This window comes from Streptomyces sp. NPDC032721 (assembly GCF_055579625.1).
In genome coordinates this window covers 411,703-431,307 of record NZ_JBVIMX010000005.1, presented here as the reverse complement: position 1 = coordinate 431,307, position 19,605 = coordinate 411,703, and the positions used below count along the sequence as shown (strand labels likewise).

Sequence of the window (19,605 nt, the reverse complement as noted above, 5' to 3'; positions counted from 1 at the left end):
TGCAGGGGGGACCCTGTGGGAGAGTAGGACGCCGCCGAACAATCATTGTGGGAAAGCCCCGCACCTTATGGTGCGGGGCTTTTCTGCGTTTACGGCGCCTTCCTCCCTGACGGATCTACGAAATCCGCGAATTGAGCCGCGCCGCCTGGCGCGTCAGATGGTCGCGCTCCGCCAGGTTCGGTGCCTTTCGGGCCGCCTCCGCGTACAGCCGTGCCGCCGTCACCAGTTCGCCGTCGCGCTCGTGGAGATACGCCGCCACAGCGGCATGACGGGGTACCGATTCGTCCAGCAGCCCCAGTGCCGCCAGGCCGGCGCGCGGTCCGTCCGCCTCGCCGACGGCCACCGCACGGTTCAGTCTTACGACAGGGCTGTCCGTCAGGCGGGCGAGCTCGTCGTACCACTCGACGATCTGAACCCAGTCCGTCTCCTCGGCGGTGGGCGCGTCCGCGTGCAGGGCAGCCACCGCTGCCTGGGCCTGGAACTCGCCCAGCCGGTCGCGGGCCAGCGCGGTCTGCAGGATTTCGATGCCTTCGGCGATGAGCCCGGTGTCCCACCGGCCCCGGTCCTGCTCGGCGAGTGGCACCAGGCTCCCGTCGGGCGCGGTCCTGGCGGGACGCCGGGCGTGGTGGAGCAGCATCAGTGCGAGCAGCCCCGACACCTCGGGGTGGTCGATCGCGGCCGCGAGCCGACGGGTGAGCCGGATGGCTTCGGAGGCCAGGTCGACGTCGCCCGAGTAGCCCTCGTTGAAGACCAGATAGAGGACGCGCAGCACGGTGGAGACGTCGCCGGGCCGGTCGAAGCGGACGCCGGAGACGGTGCGCTTCGCCCGGCTGATGCGCTGGGCCATCGTGGCCTCCGGCACTAGGTACGCCAGGGCGATCTGGCGGGTGGTGAGCCCGCCGACGGCCCGCAGCGTCAGCGCGACCGCCGAGGCCGGTGTCAGCGACGGGTGGGCGCACAGGAAGTAGAGCTGGAGGGTGTCGTCCACCGCGGGCACGGCCCCGGGCTCCGGCTCCTCGTCGACGCGGTCCTCGCGGCGGCGGCGGGCGGTGTCCGCGCGGGTGGCGTCGAGGAACCGGCGCCAGGCCACGGTGATCAGCCAGCCCTTGGCGTCCTTCGGCGGATCCGCAGGCCATGCGCGGACCGCCTCCACGAGCGCGTCCTGCACCGCGTCCTCGGCCGCCGCGAAGTCGGCTCCGCGGCGAACGAGGACGGCGAGCACCTGCGGTGTGAGGCTCCTGAGGAGGACCTCGTCCATCGGTTTCATCACTCCGTGAGGGTGGATCGACGAGTGAGTGGGTGAGGGGGCGGGTTACTCCGTGATGGTCGGCGGCTCGGACAGGAACGGGCGGAGCTCCAGCCACTCGTGGATCGGCTCGCCGCCCGCGCCGGGAGCAGCCGACAGTTCACCGGCCAGCTCCACCGCGCGCTCGTAGCTGTCGACGTCGATCACCATCCACCCGGCGATGAGGTCCTTGGTCTCGGCGAACGGACCGTCGGTGACCGGCGGGCGGCCCTCGCCGTCGTACCGCACCCAGGTGCCCTCGGGGGCGAGCGCCTGGCCGTCGACGTACTCGCCGGTGCCTTCGAGACGGGTCGCGAAGTCCCGCATGTACTGCACGTGGGCCGAGATCTCGGCGGGCGTCCACTTCTCCATCGGTACGTCGTTGGCACAGGCCGGGGCGCCGCGGTAGTGCTTGAGAAGCAGGTACTTGGCCATGATGGGTTCTCTCCTCGTTACTGGTGCCGGTACTGGTGCCGACACCTCGTGGTCGCTCTCACCACGGGGACGGAGCCGGTCACGCGTTCTCGACATCAGGTGCGCCATTGGTCGGAAAACTTTTTCGCCGGAAGCCTAGGTCCATCGGCCCCGCTGCTTGGGACCGTTGGCCGATCCCGGGCCGCAGGTCCCCAACTAGCTTGATCCGTATGCGAATTGCACTCATCGGTACAGGAAATGTCGCCCGCGCGCTCGCTCCCCGCTGGGCCGGGGCCGGCCATCAGGTGGTCTTCGGATCCCGTCGGCCCGAGGAGCGGGCGCCCGATCTCCCACTGCCCGTCCGCCAACTGTCCGCGGCCGTCGCCGACGCGGACGTCATCGTCAACGCAACTCCCGGCGGGGAGTCCACGGCGCTCTTCCAGAAGGAGATCGGGGCTTCGGCCCTCGCCGGGAAGATCCTGTTGGACGTCGGGGTGGGCTTCACCGCCGAGGGACTCTCCCACCCCAACCACAGTCTGGGGGAGGAGCTCCAGGCCGCGTTCCCCGGCACCGCCGTCGTCAAGACGCTGGCCACGATGGACTCCACCGTGATGGTCGACCCCGCGGGGCTCGACGGTGAGAGCACCGTCTTCCTCTCCGGCGACCAGGACGCGGCGAAGGACACCGTGCGCGGGCTGCTCGTCGACCTGGGCTGGGCCGAGGACGCCGTGTTCGACCTCGGTGGCATCGGGACGGCACGCGGGCAGGAGCACTTCGCGCTGCTGTTCATCGGCATCGCGGAGTCGCTCGGGGCGCACGACTTCAACATTCGGGTGGTCAGGTCCTCCCGTACGCCCTGATCGTCAGCGCAGGGCGTCCCACAGGGCGCGTTCGTCCAGGGCCTGCGGCGTACGGGACGCCCAGGAAGGCGTGCACCTGGCCGTCACGGCCCTTTGATTCTGTACGACGACGGCGGCGGCTAGCGGCTTCTCCGATGCGGGGAAGCTACGTGGGCGAATACGTGCGGTCATGGGTGCAATCGCTCAGGTTTTAGATTGGCCTGCTGGGGCGCCCGGGCCCGTTGTAGAGTGCCGTGACGCCTTTGACCTGCACGAAGCAGGCAGGGAGCGGAACCCAAGGAGCGCTTCATGCTGCGTACTCTGTTCAAATCCAAGATCCACCGTGCCACGGTCACCCAGGCCGACCTGCACTACGTCGGATCGGTCACCGTCGACGTCGAACTCATGGAAGCCGCCGACCTGTTGCCCGGCGAGCTCGTGCACATCGTGGACATCACGAATGGCGCCCGGCTGGAGACGTACGTCATCGAGGGCGAGCGGGGGTCCGGAGTCATCGGGATCAACGGCGCCGCCGCCCATCTCGTACACCCCGGTGACCTGGTGATCCTGATCAGCTACGCCCAGGTCGACGACGCCGAGGCACGGTCCTTCGTGCCGCGCATCGTCCATGTGGGCGAAGGCAACCGGATCGTGGCGGAAGGCGCCGACCTCGCCGAGCCGGTACCGGGCAGCGGGGACGGGCAGCGGCGGAACCCGCTGGCCGTCGCGGTGGGTGTGGACTCCGCAGGCGTGGGAAGCCGCACCGGGAGAGAGTGAGGACCAGCCGCTCCTCGCGACGCGGCGTCCGACACTCGACCAGACTTCACCATCTGGAGGTCGATCAGGCATGACCCAGCCGTTCCCCGATCCCGTACCGCCCGCGCCGACCCCGCCGCCGGGGCCGACCGGACCGGACCCGGGGCCGCTGCCCGGCCCCCTTCCGGGGCCCACCCCGGTTCCGCCGGGGCCTGCACCGTCCCCGATCCCGCCGATGCCGGAGCCCGACCCCGTACCGCCGGGACCCGGGCCCGACCCGACCCCCGAGCCCGCGCCGGGACCGGCGAGCTGACAGAGCCCGAAGGGGCCCACAGAGCGGGAAAAGGACTGGACCCGGGGCGCACCCGCTTCATAAGGTGCGTCCCGTGTCCAGTCCCGAGGCGTCAAGACTCTAGCCACCGGTCGTCCGGTGGCCTTTTCGCGTGGTCGCGCACCCCTGGCAGCGCCGGGTGCGCCGATGACCGCTGCCCGCCACCGGACCGCCGGCGTCGTCAAGGCTGATTTACGAATCACGACGTCGTTGTGGGGTCTTTGCTGTGCCGTTCGCTCTCCACCTGCTCGGGCTCGCCGTCTTCGCCCAGGGCACATCGGAATTCATGCTGTCCGGGCTCGGCCCGGAAATCGCCGCGGACATGGGAGTCTCCCTGTCCGCCGCCGGGGCGCTGACCTCGGCATTCGCTGTCGGAATGGTGGTCGGGGCGCCCTTGATGGCGGCCCTCAGCCTGCGCTGGTCGCGGCGCGCCGCGCTGCTCGGTTTCCTCGGGGTGTTCCTGCTCGTCCACGTACTGGCCGCCGTCACGGACAGCTTCACGGTGCTGCTCGCCAGTCGGGTCGTCGGAGCGCTCGCGAACGCCGGATTCCTGGCGGTCGCCCTCGTGACCGCCACCTCGATGGTCGGGCCAGGCGAGAAGGGCCGGGCCACCTCCGCCCTCCTCGGCGGGGTCACCCTCGCCTGTGTGGTGGGGGTGCCCGCCGGGGCGCTGATCGGTCAACTCTGGGGCTGGCGCGCGGCGTTCTGGGTGGTCGCACTGCTGGCTCTGCCCGCCTTCGCGGGAATCCTGCACTCCGTACCCGGGGGTGCCGCGGGCACCGGCGGGGCCGGGGTCCGACGGGAACTGCGGGCGCTGCGCGACGGGCGGCTGCTGCTGACGCTGCTCCTGGGGGCGCTGGTCAACGGGGCGACCTTCTGCACCTTCACCTACCTCTCGCCGCTGTTCACCCGGGTCACCGGGTTCGGGGAAGGGTGGGTGCCCGTCGTGCTCGCACTCTTCGGGGTGGGCTCGTTCGTCGGCGTCGCGGTCGGCGGTCGGATCGCCGACCGGCGGCCCGTACCGCTGCTGGCCGGCGGCGGGGCGGCGCTGCTCGTGGGCTGGGTGCTGTTCGCGCTGGTGGCCCAGCAGCCGGTCGCCGCACTCGTCCTCGTACTGGTCCAGGGAGCGCTGTCGTTCGCGGTGGGATCCACGCTGATCGCGCAGGTGCTGTACGCGGCGGCCGGCGCGCCGACGCTGGCCGGGGGCTTCGCGACCGCCGCCTTCAACGTCGGCGCGGCGGTGGGGCCCTGGGCCGGCGGTGTCGCGCTGGGGGCCGGGCTGGGGTTCCGGTCGCCGCTCGGGGTGAGCGCGCTGCTGGTGGCGCTCGCCCTCGTCAGTGCGGGTGCCGGGCGCCGGGTGTGGCGGTCGCGGGCGGATTCCGCTTCAACAGTGGTACGGGGCAGTTGAGTTGGGGCCCTTGTCATGGCCTGTGCCAAGCCCGTACTTTTGCCGATTGCTACGTGTCCGACAGTGCGAGTGGAGGAAGCGAGACATGGCCTCAACCGGTCGTCACCGGCGGTATCAGCCGAGCCGCATCAACAGCGCCTCGCTGACGGCCGCGGCGGGCGGCGTCGGCATGGCGCTCCCGCTCGTCGCCTCAGGAACGGCCGAAGCCGCTCCCGTGGACATCTGGGACAAGGTCGCCGCCTGCGAGTCGACCAACAACTGGAAGATCAACACCGGCAACGGCTACTACGGCGGCCTCCAGTTCCGCCAGTCGACCTGGCAGTCGTACGGCGGCCAGGCCTACGCGCCGCGCGCCGACCTGGCCACCAAGGACGAGCAGATCGCCGTGGCCGAACGGGTGTTGAAGGGGCAGGGCCCCACCGCCTGGCCGGTCTGTTCGGTCAAGGCAGGGCTGGTACGGGGCGGAGACGCGCCGGACATCACGATCACCACCCAGAACAAGGGCCAGGGCAACGGTCAGGGGCGGAAGACCGATCCGCCGCCCGAGAAGAAGGACCCCGCCCCGCCCACCCGGCAGACGCCCCCGCCCAGGACCGACCCCGAGCCGACGCGCCCGGCGCCCGCCCCGGCCCCCGCACCCGGCCCGGTCGGCACGAAGGACACGTACACCGTCGCCAGCGGGGACACCCTCTCCGGCATCGCGCAGACGGAGCGGGTCACCGGCGGCTGGCAGCGGCTGTACGAGAGCAACCGGCAGGTCATCGGTGGTGACCCGGACGTCATCAAGCCGGGCCAGCGGCTGCTGGTACGCATCGGAATGCCGCCGAAGCCCGACCCGGCGGGCGGTACCGACAAGGCGCGCGGTACCGACAGAGCGGGCCAGGACAGGGTGGGCCAGGACAAGGCGGGCCAGGAAAGGGCCGGGCAGGACACCCGTACCGGTGCCGAGGCCGAGAAGGCCAGAGCCGCCGCCGAGCGTACGAAGAAGGCGGAGGAGGCGCGCAAGGCCGAGCGGGCCAGGCAGGCCGAGCAGGCCGAGAAGGCGGAGCGGGAGAAGAAGCAGCGGGAGGCCGAGAAGAAGAAGTCCCGTACCGAGACGGTCTCCTCGCGCTCCGAGCGCAAGTCCGGGCTGAGCGCCCCGGTGGACGCGGGCGCCAGCACGCCCTACCGGGCGGCCGGCTCCTCCTGGTCGAAGGGCTACCACACGGGAGTCGACTTCCCGGTGCCCACGGGAACCTCCGTGAAGTCCGTCGGAGCGGGCAGTGTCGTCTCCGCCGGATACGCGGGCTCGTACGGCTACCAGGTGATCGTCCGGCACGCGGACGGCAAGTACACCCAGTACGCGCACCTGTCCGCGCTGACCGTCCGCGAAGGGCAGAAGGTCGACTCGGGGCAGCGCATCGGACGCTCCGGTTCCACCGGCAACAGCACCGGACCCCACCTGCACTTCGAGGTGCGGACCGGACCCGGCTTCGGCTCGGACGTCGACCCGGTCGCCTATCTGAGGGCGGGCGGCGTCACCGTCTGATCCGGCCCGGTGCCGGGACGCGGCCCGGCCTCCGGCCCGGTCGACGCTTCCGGTTCCGGTTCGGTCACCCGGCTCGGCTGCACGGGTACGCCGGGGAGGAGTCCCGCAGGGGATTCCTCCCCGGCGTACCGCTGTGCGGGAGCGGGGCGCTTCGGCGGGTGCCCCGCCGTCAGCAGGACCAGGCCCGTCGCCGCGACGAGCGCCGAGACCGCGGCGAGGAGCATGCCTGTCGTGCCGTACCGGAAGGACTCCCCGAACAGGACGAGGCCGACGACCGAGGCGACCACCGGGTTCACCACGGTCACCGTGGCCAGCGGCGCGGTCAGCCCGGCGCCCCGGTACGCCGCCTGCGACAGCAGTACGCCCATGGCCGCGAACGCCACGATCGCGGGAGCGGCCTGCCACTGCCCGGCCAGTCCGTACGAACTCCAGCCCTCGGCAAGGGACTTGATGAACACGGACGCGATGCCGAACGAGATCCCCGCCGCCCCGGCCAGCAGCGTGCTGCGCAGGACGGGACGGCGCACCGCGTGCGCCCCCGCGAAGAGTGCCGCCATGGCGGCGAGCGAGGCCCCGGCGACCGCCAGCTGCTCGCCGCCCGTCAGCGCCTCGCCGTGGGCGGCACCCGTCAGCGAGAGCAGCCCGGCCAGACCGAGCGTCGCCAGCAGCGCACCGCGCCAGGCCATGGCGCCCGCCCGGCGCCGTACGAATACCGCCGCGATCGGCAGCGCGAACACGATGGTCAGCGCGCCCATCGGCTGGACCAGGCTGAGCGGCCCGTAGGCCAGCGCGCCGACGTGCAGCACCGCGCCGACGCCGTTGAGCACGGTGGCAGCCCACCAGACGGGCTGCCGCACCGGGAAGTACAGACCGCTGCGGCCGGTGGCCGCGACGCGCTCCTGGAGGACGGCACCCACCGCGTACGCCACCGCCGACACCAGGGCGAGCAGCACGGAAAGCGCAAGGGGACTCATGTACTCCACGATGGCCCGCGGGAGCGTTCACGTCATCGTCCGCGAGCAGGCATTGGGGGCTACTGCGGGTGCAGTACGTAGGTACAGCGGGTGCGGTACGCCTGGCCGTGGGGGCGGGGAAGGGCCCGGGTACGGTATTCGTCTTTCATGGTCACTCCGTCATGGATGCGGTGGTGGGGTATGGGTCGCGCCGTATTTACTGCGAAATCGGTTCCTGTGGGTGAAAGGCGTCATCGTGGATTTTGTGGAGCTCGGCTCGGTGAACGGGTTCTTCGCGCTGAGGGCGGGGGAGCCGACGGCCGGGAGCGGCCATGTCCCGCTGTCCAGGGTGTACGCGGGTGAGGCAGGCGGGATCGGCGGGGCGGACGGGGGTGCCGCCGCGGACCCGCTGGCGTTCCGCATCGACAAGGTGTCCGCCCGGCTGCGGGCGCCCGAGCGGCGCGTCGCCGCCTCCATCGCCCATCTGGGGATCGTGGCCCGGCTCTGGTCGGTGGCGCTCGGGTCGGCCGCGCTGTACGACGAGGTGCCCGACCTGGCCGCCGACGGGTTGTACTGGGACCCAGACGGCAGCACCCCGGACGACCTGCTGCTGACCGGGGCGGGCCCGGCGCTGCCCGCCACCGCCGAGACGCTGCGCGAGACGGTCCAGTACGGCCACCTGGTCCCGCTGGCCGAGGCCTTCCGCCGGGACGGGAACATCTCCCCGCAACTGCTGTGGGGCAACGCCGGATCCGCACTCGCCGCCGCCGTCTCCCAACTCCGCTTGTGGGCGAGGGACAAGGAGCGGCCCGAGGTGGGCAAGCGGGCGGCGGTGATCGCGCACGAGCTGTTCGCCCACCCCGACCTCCGCTCCACCGGGTCCCTCAGGGGTGGAGCGTTCCGCCGCAACAGCTGCTGCCTGTACTACCGCTGCCCGAACGGCGGACTGTGCGGCGACTGCGTCTTCGACACCCCGCCCGAGCGGCGGCGGTCCAACGCGGGCGTACGGCGGTCTTCCCCGCAGCCCGTATCTGAGTGACCATCAAGGGGTGAAGGTGGGGCTGCTCACGCGCGAGTATCCGCCGGACGTCTACGGAGGCGCCGGCGTCCATGTGGAGTTCCTGGCCCGGGAGTTACGGGCCCTGGCCGAGGTCGAGGTGCACTGCTGGGGCACCTCGGGGAGCGGCGGCGGTACGGAGCCCGGAGTCGTCAGGCACCCCGCGGCCCCCGGCCTGGACGGTGCCAACGACGCGCTGCGCACCTTCTCCGTCGACCTCTCCATGGCCGCCGCACTCGCGGACCGCGAGATCGTCCACTCGCACACCTGGTACGCCAACCTCGCCGGTCACCTCGCCAAACTCCTGCACGGCATACCGCATGTGATGACCTGTCACTCGCTGGAGCCGCTGCGCCCGTGGAAGGCCGAGCAGCTCGGCGGCGGCTACGCCCTCTCCGGCTGGGCCGAGCGCACCGCCGTCGAGTCCGCCGACGCGGTCATCGCCGTCTCCCGGGGCATGCGCGCCGACATCCTCGACTGCTACCCGGCGCTCGACCCCGCCAGGGTCCGCGTCGTGCACAACGGCATCGACACCTCGCTCTACCGGCCCACGGACGGCACCGACGTCCTGGAGCGCATCGGCATCGACCCCGAGCGGCCCTACGTCCTGTTCGTGGGGCGCGTCACCCGGCAGAAGGGCGTCCCGCACCTGCTGCGCGCGGCCCGCGCCCTCGACCCGGCCGCCCAGCTCGTGCTGTGCGCGGGAGCGCCGGACACCCCGGAGCTCGGGCATGAGTTCCGGTCACTGGTGGGGGAGCTGGAGCAGGCCAGGGACGGGGTGTTCTGGATCCCGGAGATGCTGCCGCGCCCCGAGGTGATCCAACTCCTCACCCACGCCACGGTGTTCGCCTGCCCCTCGGTGTACGAGCCGCTGGGCATCGTCAACCTGGAGGCCATGGCGTGCGGCACCGCCGTCGTCGCCTCCTCGGTGGGCGGCATCCCCGAGGTCGTCGACGACGGGCGCACCGGGCTGCTCGTACCGTACGAGAAGAAGCGCGCGCTGCGGCACCCGGAGGAGTTCGAGGACGGTCTCACCGAAGCGCTGAACCGGGTTCTCGACGAACCGGACGAGGCGCGGCGTATGGGGGAGGCCGGGCGGGTACGCGCGGTCCAGGAATTCGGGTGGGACGCCGTCGCACGGCGGACCGCCGAGGTGTACGCGGAGTTGGTCAAGTGACCCTTGCTGGTTGACCCTTGGGGGCGGCGATGCGCGGTGGACCTTCGGTGCTCGGGATCGTACTGGCAGGCGGGGAGGGCAAACGGCTGATGCCGCTCACCGCCGACCGGGCCAAACCGGCGGTGGTCTTCGGGGGGACGTACCGCCTCGTCGACTTCGTACTCTCGAACCTCGTCAACGGCGACATCCTGCGCAACTGCGTCCTCACCCAGTACAAGTCGCACTCGCTGGACCGGCACGTCACCACCACCTGGCGGATGTCCAGCCTGCTCGGCAACTACGTCACCCCGGTCCCCGCGCAGCAGCGGCTCGGCCCGCGCTGGTACCTGGGCAGCGCCGACGCGATCCTCCAGTCGCTCAACCTCGTCCACGACGAACAGCCCGACTTCATCGCGGTGTTCGGCGCCGACCACGTGTACCGGATGGACCCCAGGCACATGCTCCAGCAGCACATCGACAGCGGCGCCGGGGTAACCGTCGCCGGGATCAGGGTGCCGCGCAAGGAAGCGTCCTCGTTCGGGATCATCACCCCGGCGTCCGACGGACGGCGGATCGAGCAGTTCCTGGAGAAGCCCAGCGACCCGCCGGGGCTGCCCGGCGACCCGCGCCGGGTCTTCGCGTCCATGGGCAACTACATCTTCACCACCAAGGTACTGGTCGACGCCCTGATCAGGGACGCCGAGGACGAGGACTCGGTGCACGACATGGGCGGCAGCATCCTGCCCCAGCTCACCGAGCGCGGCACCGCCCAGGTCTACGACTTCGACGACAACCACGTCCCCGGCGAGACCGCCCGCGACCACGGCTACTGGCGGGACGTCGGCACCCTCGACACGTACTACGACGCCCACATGGACCTGGTCGCCGAACAGCCCGAGTTCAACCTCTTCAACCGGCGCTGGCCGATCTACACCCACTTCGGACAGTTACCGCCCGCCCGGTTCTGCTCGGCGGGCATCGCCAGCGAGGCGATCGTCGGCCCCGGCTGCGTGATCAGCGGACAGGTCACCGGGTCCGTGCTGTCGCCCGGGGTGGTCGTGGAGCCGGGGGCCGTCGTCCAGGGCTCCGTGCTCCACGACAACGTGCGGATAGGGCGCGGGGCGGTCGTCAGGGGTGCGATCCTCGACAAGAACGTGGACGTACCGCCGGGGGCCACCATCGGCGTCAATCCGGAGCGCGACGCCGAGCTGTACACGGTGTCGCGCAACGGGGTGATCGCCCTGGGCAAGGGGCAGCAGGTCAGCTGACCCCGGCCCACGCGGAGGGCGGGCACCGTAGCGGACCGTCACGCTGCGTGCCCGTACACCTCGCGGTTTGTCGCACTCGCCCCTGCCTCCGTACGATTCCCCTTTTGAGGACTTCCAGCAGACACCCGCGGGCTCCCGGCCCGCGCGGCGTGAACGAGAGACGGCAGCGGCGATGACGGTGACAGAGGGCAGCCCGGTGCACGGCGACGGCGAGCCCACCCAGGAGACTCCCCCCGTGGAGCAGGGCCCCGCGGACTTCGGCCCCGGCATCGACCCCGAGCGCATGGCGCTGGTCCTCGCCGTCCTCGCCGAGCTCGACGAACTCGATGTCGACCACCCCGACGCCATCACCATCCGCCGGGCCACCGCGGGCGTCTACCGCACGGTCAAGCAGCGCCGCCGCCAGGAGCGCCGGGCCGCCAAGACCGCCAACGACAAGGCCGTCACCGAGGCCACCGCCACCGGCTCCGCCGAGCGCATCGACGACGAGACCGAGGGCCTGCTGCCGAAGTCGGCCACCGAGGAGGGCCGGATCGCCGGGATACTCCAGCGGCCCCGCTCCTGCTACATCTGCAAGACCAGGTACGTCGAGGTCGACTACTTCTACCACCAGCTCTGCCAGCCCTGCGCCGCCCTGAACCGGGCCAGGCGCGACGCCCGCGCCGACCTCACCGGCAAGCGCGCCCTGCTCACCGGCGGCCGCGCCAAGATCGGCATGTACATCGCGCTGCGGCTGCTGCGCGACGGCGCGCACACCACCGTCACCACCCGCTTCCCCAAGGACGCCATCCGCCGCTTCAAGGCGATGGAGGACTCCTCGGACTGGCTGCACCGCCTGGAGGTCGTCGGCATCGACCTGCGCGACCCCGCGCAGGCCGTCGCCCTGGCCGAGCGGGTCGCCGAGGCGGGCCCGCTGGACATCCTGATCAACAACGCCACCCAGACCGTGCGCCGGCTGCCCTCCGCGTACGCCGCCCTGGTCGACGGCGAGAACGCACCGCTGCCCCCCGGCGAGCTGCCCGCCCACCAGGTGATCGGCGCGTTCAACTCCGGAGCCGTCGACGGCCTGGCCGCACTGCCGCTCGGCGTCAGCGGCCTGGACGCCCAGCAGGTCGCCGACCTGGCCCTGGTCGCGGGCAACGCCAGCGTCGAACGGCACCGCGACGGCAGCGCCATCGACGCGGGCGGGCTCGTCCCCGACGTCGTCGACACCAACACCTGGGTGCAGACCATCGAGCAGATCTCGCCCGTCGAGCTCCTCGAAACCCAGCTGTGCAACTACACGTCGCCGTTCATCCTGATCAGCCAGCTGCGCTCCGCGATGGCCGACGCCGCGCGCAAGGCGCGCAGCGGGCGCGCCCACGTCGTCAACGTCTCCGCGATGGAGGGCGTCTTCGGCCGTGGCTACAAGGGTGCGGGACACCCCAACACCAACGCCGCCAAGGCCGCCATGAACATGGTGACGCGGACCAGCGCCCAGGAGATGTTCCAGACCGACGGCATCCTGATGACCTCCGTCGACACCGGCTGGATCACCGACGAGCGCCCGCACTTCGACAAGCTCCGGCTCGCCGAGGAGGGCTTCCACGCCCCCCTCGACCTGGTCGACGGTGCTGCGCGCGTCTACGACCCGGTCGTCAGGGGCGAGGCCGGCGAGGACCTCTACGGCATCTTCCTCAAGGACTACGCGCCCGCCAACTGGTAGGCGGGCAGGCCCCGTTGGGGCTCCTGCGTCGACTGTGACCCCCGGGTGCCCCCGGCCCCGCCCGGGGGCAGGCCGAAAGTCGACGAAATCCATCGAGCGCGGGGGCGCTCATATGGGTAGTCTGTTCGTCACGGACAGAGCGACACCCTCGGCCCGTACCGGGAAGCGGCCCACCACCACGGCTGCTCCCGAACGAGTAACACCGGCGCCACCGCGACCGAAGAGTCTTTTCCTTCCTGCCCTTAGGGGGGTCCGGCGGCCCGGCAGAGGACCGCTCGGCACCGTCCGAAGGGTTACGCGACACAAAGGAGTGCGCGGTGACACCAAAGATGACCCATCAGGACCAACGACGGTCGGAGCGTTCGGCGAGCTACAAGTCCGGAGGCGACGGCCGGGCGGGCAAGCCGAAGAAGATCGGCAACCTCGAAGTGTGGGCCAGGTCGGCACCGATCCGGCTCGCCGGATACGAGGACGACCTCGCGGAGCCGCACATCCTGCCCGGCGTCGACTGACCGACTGGTCGGCAGACCGGCAGAGCGGTCGGACCGATCCACCGACCTGTCCGGGTCCTGTACGAGTGACGCATCGAGCCGTACCCCCTCACCCAAGGGGGTACGGCTCGTTCGTCCAGGGCGGCCTAGCGAGTACGGTTCGCCGCCTCCGCGGTGGCCGCCGCCTCCTCCTCGGCCGCGCCCACCACCAGCACGCCCCGCTCCGACAGCTCCCCGCCGCACTCCCCGCACACCAGCCGGGCCCTGAACTCCCGCCCGCAGCCCCGGTGTTCGGACACCAGCGCCGGTCCTTCGGGCGACACGTACCACCGCTGGGCCCAGTCGATCAGGGTCATGACGACCGGGAAGAACGCCCGCCCCTTGCGGGTCAGCCGGTACGTCCCGGAGTCCGCGGCCAGCACCCCCAGCGCGGTGAACGTCCGCAGCCGGTCCGCGACCATCGACGGCGGCGCGCCCAGCCGCCGCTGGAACTCGCCGAACCGGCGCGTCCCCAGGAAAGCGGCCCCGAGCAGCGCCACCGACCAGCGGTTGCCGAGCAGCGCCATGGTCTCCGGGAACAGCCCGGCCGCCGCACCGCCCTCGCCCCCGTCGCCCGCAGTGCTGCGCCTGCGGGTCGCCGAGGAGGGGATCGACCGGCCGTCGCCGCCGCTCGGCCCCCACTCGCTGCGCACGTCACGCGGCTGGACCGGATCCCCGCAGCCGCCGCACACCAATACCGGTTCCATGTGCCGCCCGCACCCGGCGTGCCGCATCCACGGCAGTTCCTCGCGGTGCGTGGCCACCCACCGGTACTCCCAGCCCCACACGGCGACCAGTACCGGCCACACCGCGCGGCCCCGCTCGGTCAGCCGGTACTCGTGCCGGACCGGACGCTCCTGGTAGGCGACCCGCACCAGGAGGCCCTGCCCGGCCAGCCGGGTCAGCCTGGCGGTGAGCACCGCGTCGGAGATCGGCAGCCGGGCCCGCCAGTCGGCATAGCGGCGCACGCCCTGGAGCGCGTACCGCAGGATCAGCAGCGCCCACTCGTCGCCGAGGAGGCCGAACGCGGCGGCGATGGCGTTGGGGCCGCCGGCGGGCAGCGGGGTCGGGTGCTGCTGCGCGTCGGCGGTCACCGGGCTCCTTCAGCGCTCACCGGTGGCCAGCGGCACCGGATTCCTACAGGGCCGGCGGCCCGTCGTGCCAGCCGTGGAGCGCCGAGCCCGGGGCCCAGGTCGCGTGCGTGCCGCTGGAGATCCGCTCGGGGAGCCGGATGCGGGCGAGAGGTCCGTCGGACAGGCGCGCCGCGTCGAAGACCAGGCACTCGGAACGGTCGGCGGTCATGTCGGTCGTCAGCGTAACAAGGTAGCCGTCGTCCTCCGCCCGCCCGCCCGCGCGCGGGGCCAGGGTGGCCTCGCTGCCGAACACGCCGTCGCCGTACGCGTACCGCTCCTCGGAGCCGGTGTGCAGATCGTGCTTGACGATGCCGTCCATCAGGAACCAGCCCGGCTTCTGGGTGGCGGCGTAGGTGTAGCGGTACGGGCGGGTCGCCGCCTGCGGGTTGATCACCCCGAACTCCGTGTAACGGCCGCTGAGTTGCTCCTCGCGGACCTTGCCCGTGGACAGGTTCAGCCGCCACCGCCACAGCGTCGTCTCCATCCGCTCCAGGGCCAGGAAGCGGAACATCCGCTGGTACACGCCCTCGCCGCGCGGGTCGGGCGGCTCGGGGCAGCCCTGCCGGAAGCCGTCGAGGACGATCTCGTCGCCCTCCTCGTACGCGTTGGTGAAGTGCAGGACGTACGTCGGATCGGCCTCGAACCAGCGGACCTCCGAGCCCAGGCGCGGCACGACCGCGAAGCGCGACGGGATGTCCCGGTGGAAGCGGGAGGCGTACTTGCCCCGGTCGATCAGCGCCTGGTCCCAGAAGAGCGGGAAGTCGTTGAGGATCGCGTAGTGCTCGGTGAACGCCATGTCGTGCGGCAGGCGCGGCCCGGGGAGGGGGATGTCGGTGAGGTGCTTGAGGCGGTTGTCGGGGCCGACGACGCCGTAGCGCAGGTACGGGGCCTCGGTGGCGTACGAGAAGAAGAGGAGCTCGCCGGTCCGTTCGTCCACCTTGGTGTGTGCGGAGACGCCCCAGTCGGGGGCCCACGCGGACTTGCCGAGGGTGTCCAGGGTGAGCGGGTCCAGACGGTAGAGGTCGCCGCACTGCCAGAAGCTGGACAGGGCCCGGCCGGCGTGGACCACGATGTCGGTGCTGGAGGCGTCCTTCATCCGGGTCCGCGCACCCCAGCCGTCCGCACGCTTCGCGATGCTCGGCCGCTCGGCGATCCCCGCCCACAGGGACTCGCCCGCCTCCTGCTCGGCGAGGAAGCCGTCGGTGCGCACGAAACGGTTGCGGTAGAAGGCCTTCCCCTCGCGGAAGCCGACGACATGGACCATGCCGTCACCGTCGAAGGGGTGGTAGAGCCTGGCCGCCGGGTGGACCGGGTTCTCGGTGTTGCGCAGGTAGACCCCGTCGAGGTCGGCCGGGATCTCCCCGACGACATCGAGGTCCTCGGCCTTCCACTCGGTGCTCTGCGGGCGCCACGGGCCCGTGCGGTACGGGTGGTCGTCGTCCTCGGGGAGCGTGGACAGGGCGCGTCCGACGATCTCAACGTCCATGGGTGTCCTCCCCCTCCACGACGAAGCCGACCGTGGTGGTCGTGCTGCCGCCGATGTTCAGCGTGGCGAAGCGCCGGGCACCCGCCACCTGGAACTCGCCTGCCGAGCCGGTGACTTGGCGGCTCGCGTCGAGCAGCATACGGACCCCGGTCGCGCCGACCGGATGGCCGCCGCCGATGAGTCCGCCGGACGGATTGACGGGCATCCGGCCGCCGATCTCCAGGTCCCCGGCCTCCACGGCCCGCCAGCTCTCGCCGGGCGGGGTGATGCCGACGTGGTCGATCGCCAGGTACTCGGACATGGCGAAGCAGTCGTGGGTCTCCAGGCCGTCGACGTCGTCGATGCCGGAGAGGGACGCCCGGGCGAAGGCGTCCTGGACGGCCTCGCGGACGTGCGGGAGGACGTAGGGGTCGTCCTTGCTGCGCTCCGTCTTGCGGGCGAGCGGCAGACCGGCCGTGCGGTGGCCCCACCCGGCGATCCTGGCGAGGCGGGCGGGTGTGACGGTACGGCGCCGCTCCAGCCAGCGGTCCGAGACCAGGACGACACCGCTGGCGCCGTCGGTCATCCGGCTGCACTCCTGGCGGCGGACCCGGCCCTCGACGAGCGGATTGGCCTCGTCGTCGGCGCTGAAGCTCGCGTCGGTGAGTTTCCAATTACGGGTCTGGGCCAGGGGGTTGGCGCGGGCGTTGCGGTGGTTGAGCTCCGCGATGGCGCGCAGATGGGCGTCGTCGAGTCCGTAGCGTGCGTCGTACTCGTCGGCCAGTGCGGAGAACATGTACGGCCACATGAAGCGGGCGTCCTGCCCCTCGTGCCCGGCCCAGGCCGCCGCGCCCAGATGGCGGGCCGCCACATCGCCCGGCACGGTCTTCTCCAGCTCGGCCCCGAGAACCAGCGCACAGTCGTAGCGCCCCGATTCGAGATCGGCCATCGCGGACAGCACCGCGATCGAGCCGGACGCGCACGCCGCCTCGTGCCGGGAGGCGGGCACGCCCCACAGGCCCTCCTCGACCGTGGCGGGCATGCCGCCCAACTGGCCCTGACCGGTGAAGAGTTGACCGAAGGCGTTGCCGACGTGGATCACGCCGACGTCACCGGGGCCGACGCCCGCCGCGTCCAGGGTGCCGTGCACCGTCTCCCGTACGAGATCGGCGAATTCGAGGCCCTCGCGGGCGAAGTTCCGTGCGAAGTCGGTCTGGAAGCCGCCCAGTACCCACGTATTCATGAAGCACCTCCCTCGGGAGGCTACAACTAACAGAGTCACTCGGTGAAGGGGAGCGACCGTGCGGAACGCGATGAGTGGTGACGGTGGGGGAGTTCGCCCGAGGCGTACGTCCGATAATCGGTAATCCCTTGTTGGTGGCTACACGCAGCGGGCAGGATGATCGGCATGGCTGAAACCCCTCGGGAAACCACCACTTTTCATGACCTGTCGGCATTCTTCGCGTCGCCGCGAGTGGGCTCTCTCGCCCTGTCGCCCGACGGAAGCCGCCTCGTCGCCGCTGTGCAGCAGCTCAACGCCGAAGGCACCGGATACGTCTCCGGCCTCTGGGACATCGACCCCTCGGGCGAGACCGAGGCGCGGCGCCTGACCCGGTCGCTCAAGGGTGAGTCCGGGCCCGCGTTCGCCCCCGACGGCACCCTGCTCTTCGTCTCCGGGCGCGAGGAAACCGACCCCGCCGCCGAGAAGGGCGACGGCAAGAGCGGCGCGACCCTCTGGGCCCTGCCGGAGCGTGGCGAGGCCGAGCTGATCGCCTCCCACCCGGGCGGCATCGGCAGCTTCGGGGTCGCGCGCGACACCGGCGTACTCGCGTACAGCGGTGGACTCCTGCCGGGTGCCCAGGACGCCGAGGCGCACGAGAAGCTCCGCAAGGAGCGCGAGAAGGCCAAGGTCACGGCGATCCTGTACGAGGCCGGGCCGACCCGCCACTGGGACAGCGACCTCGGGCCCGAGGAGCCGCACGTCTTCGTCCGCGCCCTCGGCAAGGACGCCGCCGCGGCCGCCGTGGTGGCCGGCGGGCAGGGCGTCGCCGGTGACGAGGGCGTCGCGCTGTCCCCCGACGGCACGCGCGTCGCGTACAGCCGCGCCGTCATCGGCCGGGTGCCGGCCGAGAACCGCGAGGCCGTGGTGATCGCGGACGCGGCCACCGGCGAGCAGCTCCGGGTCGTCGACCGCCTCGGCTTCCAGTACTCGGGGGCGAGCTTCACCGCCGACGGCTCGGCGGTCGTCTGCCACCGGCTCCTGGAGGAGACGTACGAGACGCCGTACGACACGACGCTGGTGCGCGTCGACGTGGCGACGGGCGAGGAGACCGACCTCCTGCCCGAGTTCGACAACTGGCCCGGCTCCTTCGTGCTCTCGCCCGTCGCGGGCGACGACGTTCTGTGGTTCACCGCAGACGAGCAGGGGCACTGCCCCGTCTTCCGGCGCGACGCGGACGGCACGGTCACACGTCTGACGGCTTCGGGAGCGTACGGCGCCCTCGTGGTCTCGCCCGACGCACGCACCCTCTACACGGTGGCGACCCCCATCGACGCCGCGCCCCGGCCGGTCCGGCTGGACGCGGCCGGTGACGCCGGCCAGACGCCGACGCCGCTGCGCGCACCCGGCGACGACCTGGGCGCCCTGCCCGGCACGCTGACCGAGGTGCACACCACCGGCGACGACGGCTTCCCGCTGCGGTCCTGGCTGGCGGTGCCGGAGGGTGCTTCGGCGGACAACCCCGCGCCGCTGCTGGTCTTCGTGCACGGCGGCCCGCAGAACTCGTGGAACGCGTGGACCTGGCGCTGGAACCCGTGGCCGTTCGTGGCCCGGGGTTACGCCGTGCTGCTGCCCGACCCGGCACTGTCGACGGGCTACGGGCAGCAGATGCACGAGCGTGGCTGGGGCCAGTGGGGCGGACAGCCGTACCGCGACCTGATGGACCTCACGGACGTCACCGTCGCGCGCCCGGAGATCGACGAGACCCGCACCGGTCTCGCCGGTGGCTCCTACGGCGGCTACATGGCCAACCGGGTCGCGACCAGCACCGACCGCTTCAAGGCGATCATGTCGCACGCGGGGCTGTGGGACCTGGGCTCCTTCGCCCGCGACACCGACGGCTCGTGGTTCTTCCAGCGGATCTTCGGCGACCCGCTGACGCAGCCGGAGCGCTACCGGGAGAACTCGCCGTCGCTGGGGGTGGAGCGGGTGCGCACCCCGATGCTGATCATCCACGGGGCGAAGGACTACCGGGTGCCGGTGGGGCAGGGCATGTCGCTCTTCCAGGACCTGCAGAAGTTCGAGACGCCTGCGAAGTACCTGTACTTCCCGGACGAGAACCATTGGATCCTGAAGCCGAACCATTCGAAGGTCTGGTACTCGGCGGTGCTGAACTTCTTTGATCACCATGTGAGGGGGGAGGAGTGGGTGCGGCCTGAGATGGTGTGAGGGGTGGGGGTGAGGGGCGACGTGAGCGGTGCGATCCACCTGCGGCGGGCCGGGTGCGAGGGGGCGCGCCGGAGGACGTTCCTTCCCGCTGTGCTGGATTTGCGGCTGCCGCCGCGTGGCGCCGGCAGTGCGAGCTGGTGGGCGGGGTCGCGCCTGCGGCGGGCTTTGCCCCTCCCCGCCCCTTCCCTAAACCGCTCCGCGGGGCCAGGGGTTCGGACCTGCGGGCCGGTGAGTGGTTGCTCGCGCAGTTCCCCGCGCCCCTGAGTACTCAGGGGCGCGGGGAACTGCGCGGTCAAATACTCTGCGAATGTACACGGCCAACTGTGGTG

17 protein-coding genes are annotated in these 19,605 nt (G+C 71.7%); 10 read left to right on the top strand and 7 right to left on the bottom strand.

The features are described from left to right. Positions 1-115: 115 nt before the first annotated feature. Positions 116-1,258 (bottom strand): RNA polymerase sigma factor, encoded by a 1,143-nt coding sequence (locus ACZ5PB_RS14150; protein WP_468690861.1) that lies wholly within the window; start codon positions 1,256-1,258, stop codon positions 116-118. Positions 1,259-1,312: 54 nt separating this feature from the next. Further along, positions 1,313-1,720, bottom strand: a complete 408-nt coding sequence (locus ACZ5PB_RS14145) for a YciI family protein (RefSeq protein ID WP_468690859.1) — start codon at positions 1,718-1,720, stop codon at positions 1,313-1,315. 173 nt (positions 1,721-1,893) lie between these two features. On the opposite strand from ACZ5PB_RS14145, the gene ACZ5PB_RS14140 reads away from it, so the two are divergent. Then, positions 1,894-2,559 (top strand): NADPH-dependent F420 reductase, encoded by a 666-nt coding sequence (locus ACZ5PB_RS14140; protein ID WP_468690913.1) that lies wholly within the window; start codon positions 1,894-1,896, stop codon positions 2,557-2,559. A 3-nt stretch (positions 2,560-2,562) separates the two neighbouring features. Here ACZ5PB_RS14140 and ACZ5PB_RS14135 read toward each other — a convergent pair whose 3' ends face one another. Next, a complete protein-coding gene (locus ACZ5PB_RS14135) occupies positions 2,563-2,730 on the bottom strand; it encodes a hypothetical protein (RefSeq protein WP_468690858.1) in 168 nt (55 codons plus the stop codon). A gap of 117 nt (positions 2,731-2,847) precedes the next feature. On the opposite strand from ACZ5PB_RS14135, the gene panD reads away from it, so the two are divergent. The 3 genes from panD (at position 2,848) to ACZ5PB_RS14120 (ending at position 6,561) form a co-directional block, all read left to right on the top strand. Further along, positions 2,848-3,315 (top strand): aspartate 1-decarboxylase, encoded by a 468-nt coding sequence (gene panD / locus ACZ5PB_RS14130; RefSeq protein WP_468690857.1) that lies wholly within the window; start codon positions 2,848-2,850, stop codon positions 3,313-3,315. Between the two features lie 536 nt (positions 3,316-3,851). Beyond that, on the top strand, positions 3,852-5,033 hold the full coding sequence (locus tag ACZ5PB_RS14125) for a Cmx/CmrA family chloramphenicol efflux MFS transporter (protein WP_468690855.1): 1,182 nt from the start codon (positions 3,852-3,854) through the stop codon (positions 5,031-5,033). An 85-nt stretch (positions 5,034-5,118) separates the two neighbouring features. Then, positions 5,119-6,561 carry a transglycosylase family protein gene (locus tag ACZ5PB_RS14120; RefSeq protein WP_468690853.1) on the top strand — a complete coding sequence of 481 codons (1,443 nt, stop codon included), beginning with the start codon at positions 5,119-5,121 and terminating at the stop codon, positions 6,559-6,561. Here the strand turns inward: ACZ5PB_RS14120 and ACZ5PB_RS14115 are convergent. Then, positions 6,531-7,535: a DMT family transporter gene (locus ACZ5PB_RS14115; RefSeq protein WP_468690852.1), complete on the bottom strand. Its 1,005-nt coding sequence runs from the start codon at positions 7,533-7,535 to the stop codon at positions 6,531-6,533. The two genes, ACZ5PB_RS14120 and ACZ5PB_RS14115, sit on opposite strands and share 31 nt — an antisense overlap. A 235-nt stretch (positions 7,536-7,770) precedes the next feature. On the opposite strand from ACZ5PB_RS14115, the gene ACZ5PB_RS14110 reads away from it, so the two are divergent. The 5 genes from ACZ5PB_RS14110 to ACZ5PB_RS14090 all read left to right on the top strand — a co-directional run bounded on the left by ACZ5PB_RS14110 (position 7,771) and on the right by ACZ5PB_RS14090 (position 13,212). Next, on the top strand, positions 7,771-8,553 hold the full coding sequence (locus tag ACZ5PB_RS14110) for a (2Fe-2S)-binding protein (RefSeq protein ID WP_468690850.1): 783 nt from the start codon (positions 7,771-7,773) through the stop codon (positions 8,551-8,553). A 10-nt stretch (positions 8,554-8,563) separates the two neighbouring features. Then, entirely contained in the window at positions 8,564-9,748 is a 1,185-nt protein-coding gene (gene glgA, locus ACZ5PB_RS14105) for a glycogen synthase (RefSeq protein ID WP_468690848.1), read from the top strand. 29 nt (positions 9,749-9,777) lie between these two features. Next, positions 9,778-10,995, top strand: coding sequence for a glucose-1-phosphate adenylyltransferase (gene glgC, locus ACZ5PB_RS14100; RefSeq protein ID WP_468690846.1), 1,218 nt, complete (start codon positions 9,778-9,780; stop codon positions 10,993-10,995). A 172-nt stretch (positions 10,996-11,167) separates the two neighbouring features. Further along, positions 11,168-12,700 carry an SDR family NAD(P)-dependent oxidoreductase gene (locus tag ACZ5PB_RS14095; protein ID WP_468690844.1) on the top strand — a complete coding sequence of 511 codons (1,533 nt, stop codon included), beginning with the start codon at positions 11,168-11,170 and terminating at the stop codon, positions 12,698-12,700. 329 nt (positions 12,701-13,029) lie between these two features. Continuing rightward, the gene (locus ACZ5PB_RS14090; protein ID WP_468690912.1) at positions 13,030-13,212 is read left to right on the top strand and encodes a hypothetical protein; all 183 of its coding nucleotides are present in this window, start codon (positions 13,030-13,032) and stop codon (positions 13,210-13,212) included. A gap of 125 nt (positions 13,213-13,337) precedes the next feature. Here ACZ5PB_RS14090 and ACZ5PB_RS14085 read toward each other — a convergent pair whose 3' ends face one another. Genes ACZ5PB_RS14085 through ACZ5PB_RS14075 form a run of 3 tightly spaced genes read right to left on the bottom strand, consistent with a single transcriptional unit; the run spans position 13,338 to position 17,071 of the window. Continuing rightward, complete coding sequence (locus tag ACZ5PB_RS14085) at positions 13,338-14,324, bottom strand: winged helix-turn-helix transcriptional regulator (RefSeq protein WP_468690842.1); 987 nt, start codon at positions 14,322-14,324, stop codon at positions 13,338-13,340. Between the two features lie 43 nt (positions 14,325-14,367). Continuing rightward, positions 14,368-15,849 carry a carotenoid oxygenase family protein gene (locus ACZ5PB_RS14080; protein WP_468690840.1) on the bottom strand — a complete coding sequence of 494 codons (1,482 nt, stop codon included), beginning with the start codon at positions 15,847-15,849 and terminating at the stop codon, positions 14,368-14,370. Then, positions 15,839-17,071, bottom strand: a complete 1,233-nt coding sequence (locus ACZ5PB_RS14075) for an acetyl-CoA acetyltransferase (RefSeq protein WP_468690838.1) — start codon at positions 17,069-17,071, stop codon at positions 15,839-15,841. Before ACZ5PB_RS14075 ends, ACZ5PB_RS14080 begins: the two co-directional genes overlap by 11 nt. 165 nt (positions 17,072-17,236) lie before the next feature. Here ACZ5PB_RS14075 and ACZ5PB_RS14070 point away from each other — a divergent pair, with 165 nt between their 5' ends. Beyond that, the gene (locus ACZ5PB_RS14070) at positions 17,237-19,276 is read left to right on the top strand and encodes a S9 family peptidase (RefSeq protein WP_468690836.1); all 2,040 of its coding nucleotides are present in this window, start codon (positions 17,237-17,239) and stop codon (positions 19,274-19,276) included. The last annotated feature ends 329 nt before the right edge of the window (positions 19,277-19,605 follow it).

Coding starts and splice junctions, on each gene's coding strand:
- ACZ5PB_RS14080 (WP_468690840.1), bottom strand. CDS start 15,849: ATGGACGTTGAGATCGTCGGACGCGCCCTGTCCACGCTCCCCGAGGAC.
- panD (WP_468690857.1), top strand. CDS start 2,848: ATGCTGCGTACTCTGTTCAAATCCAAGATCCACCGTGCCACGGTCACC.
- ACZ5PB_RS14120 (WP_468690853.1), top strand. CDS start 5,119: ATGGCCTCAACCGGTCGTCACCGGCGGTATCAGCCGAGCCGCATCAAC.
- ACZ5PB_RS14135 (WP_468690858.1), bottom strand. CDS start 2,730: ATGACCGCACGTATTCGCCCACGTAGCTTCCCCGCATCGGAGAAGCCG.
- ACZ5PB_RS14070 (WP_468690836.1), top strand. CDS start 17,237: ATGGCTGAAACCCCTCGGGAAACCACCACTTTTCATGACCTGTCGGCA.
- ACZ5PB_RS14075 (WP_468690838.1), bottom strand. CDS start 17,071: ATGAATACGTGGGTACTGGGCGGCTTCCAGACCGACTTCGCACGGAAC.
- glgC (WP_468690846.1), top strand. CDS start 9,778: ATGCGCGGTGGACCTTCGGTGCTCGGGATCGTACTGGCAGGCGGGGAG.
- ACZ5PB_RS14090 (WP_468690912.1), top strand. CDS start 13,030: ATGACCCATCAGGACCAACGACGGTCGGAGCGTTCGGCGAGCTACAAG.
- ACZ5PB_RS14150 (WP_468690861.1), bottom strand. CDS start 1,258: ATGGACGAGGTCCTCCTCAGGAGCCTCACACCGCAGGTGCTCGCCGTC.
- ACZ5PB_RS14095 (WP_468690844.1), top strand. CDS start 11,168: ATGACGGTGACAGAGGGCAGCCCGGTGCACGGCGACGGCGAGCCCACC.
- ACZ5PB_RS14115 (WP_468690852.1), bottom strand. CDS start 7,535: ATGAGTCCCCTTGCGCTTTCCGTGCTGCTCGCCCTGGTGTCGGCGGTG.
- ACZ5PB_RS14145 (WP_468690859.1), bottom strand. CDS start 1,720: ATGGCCAAGTACCTGCTTCTCAAGCACTACCGCGGCGCCCCGGCCTGT.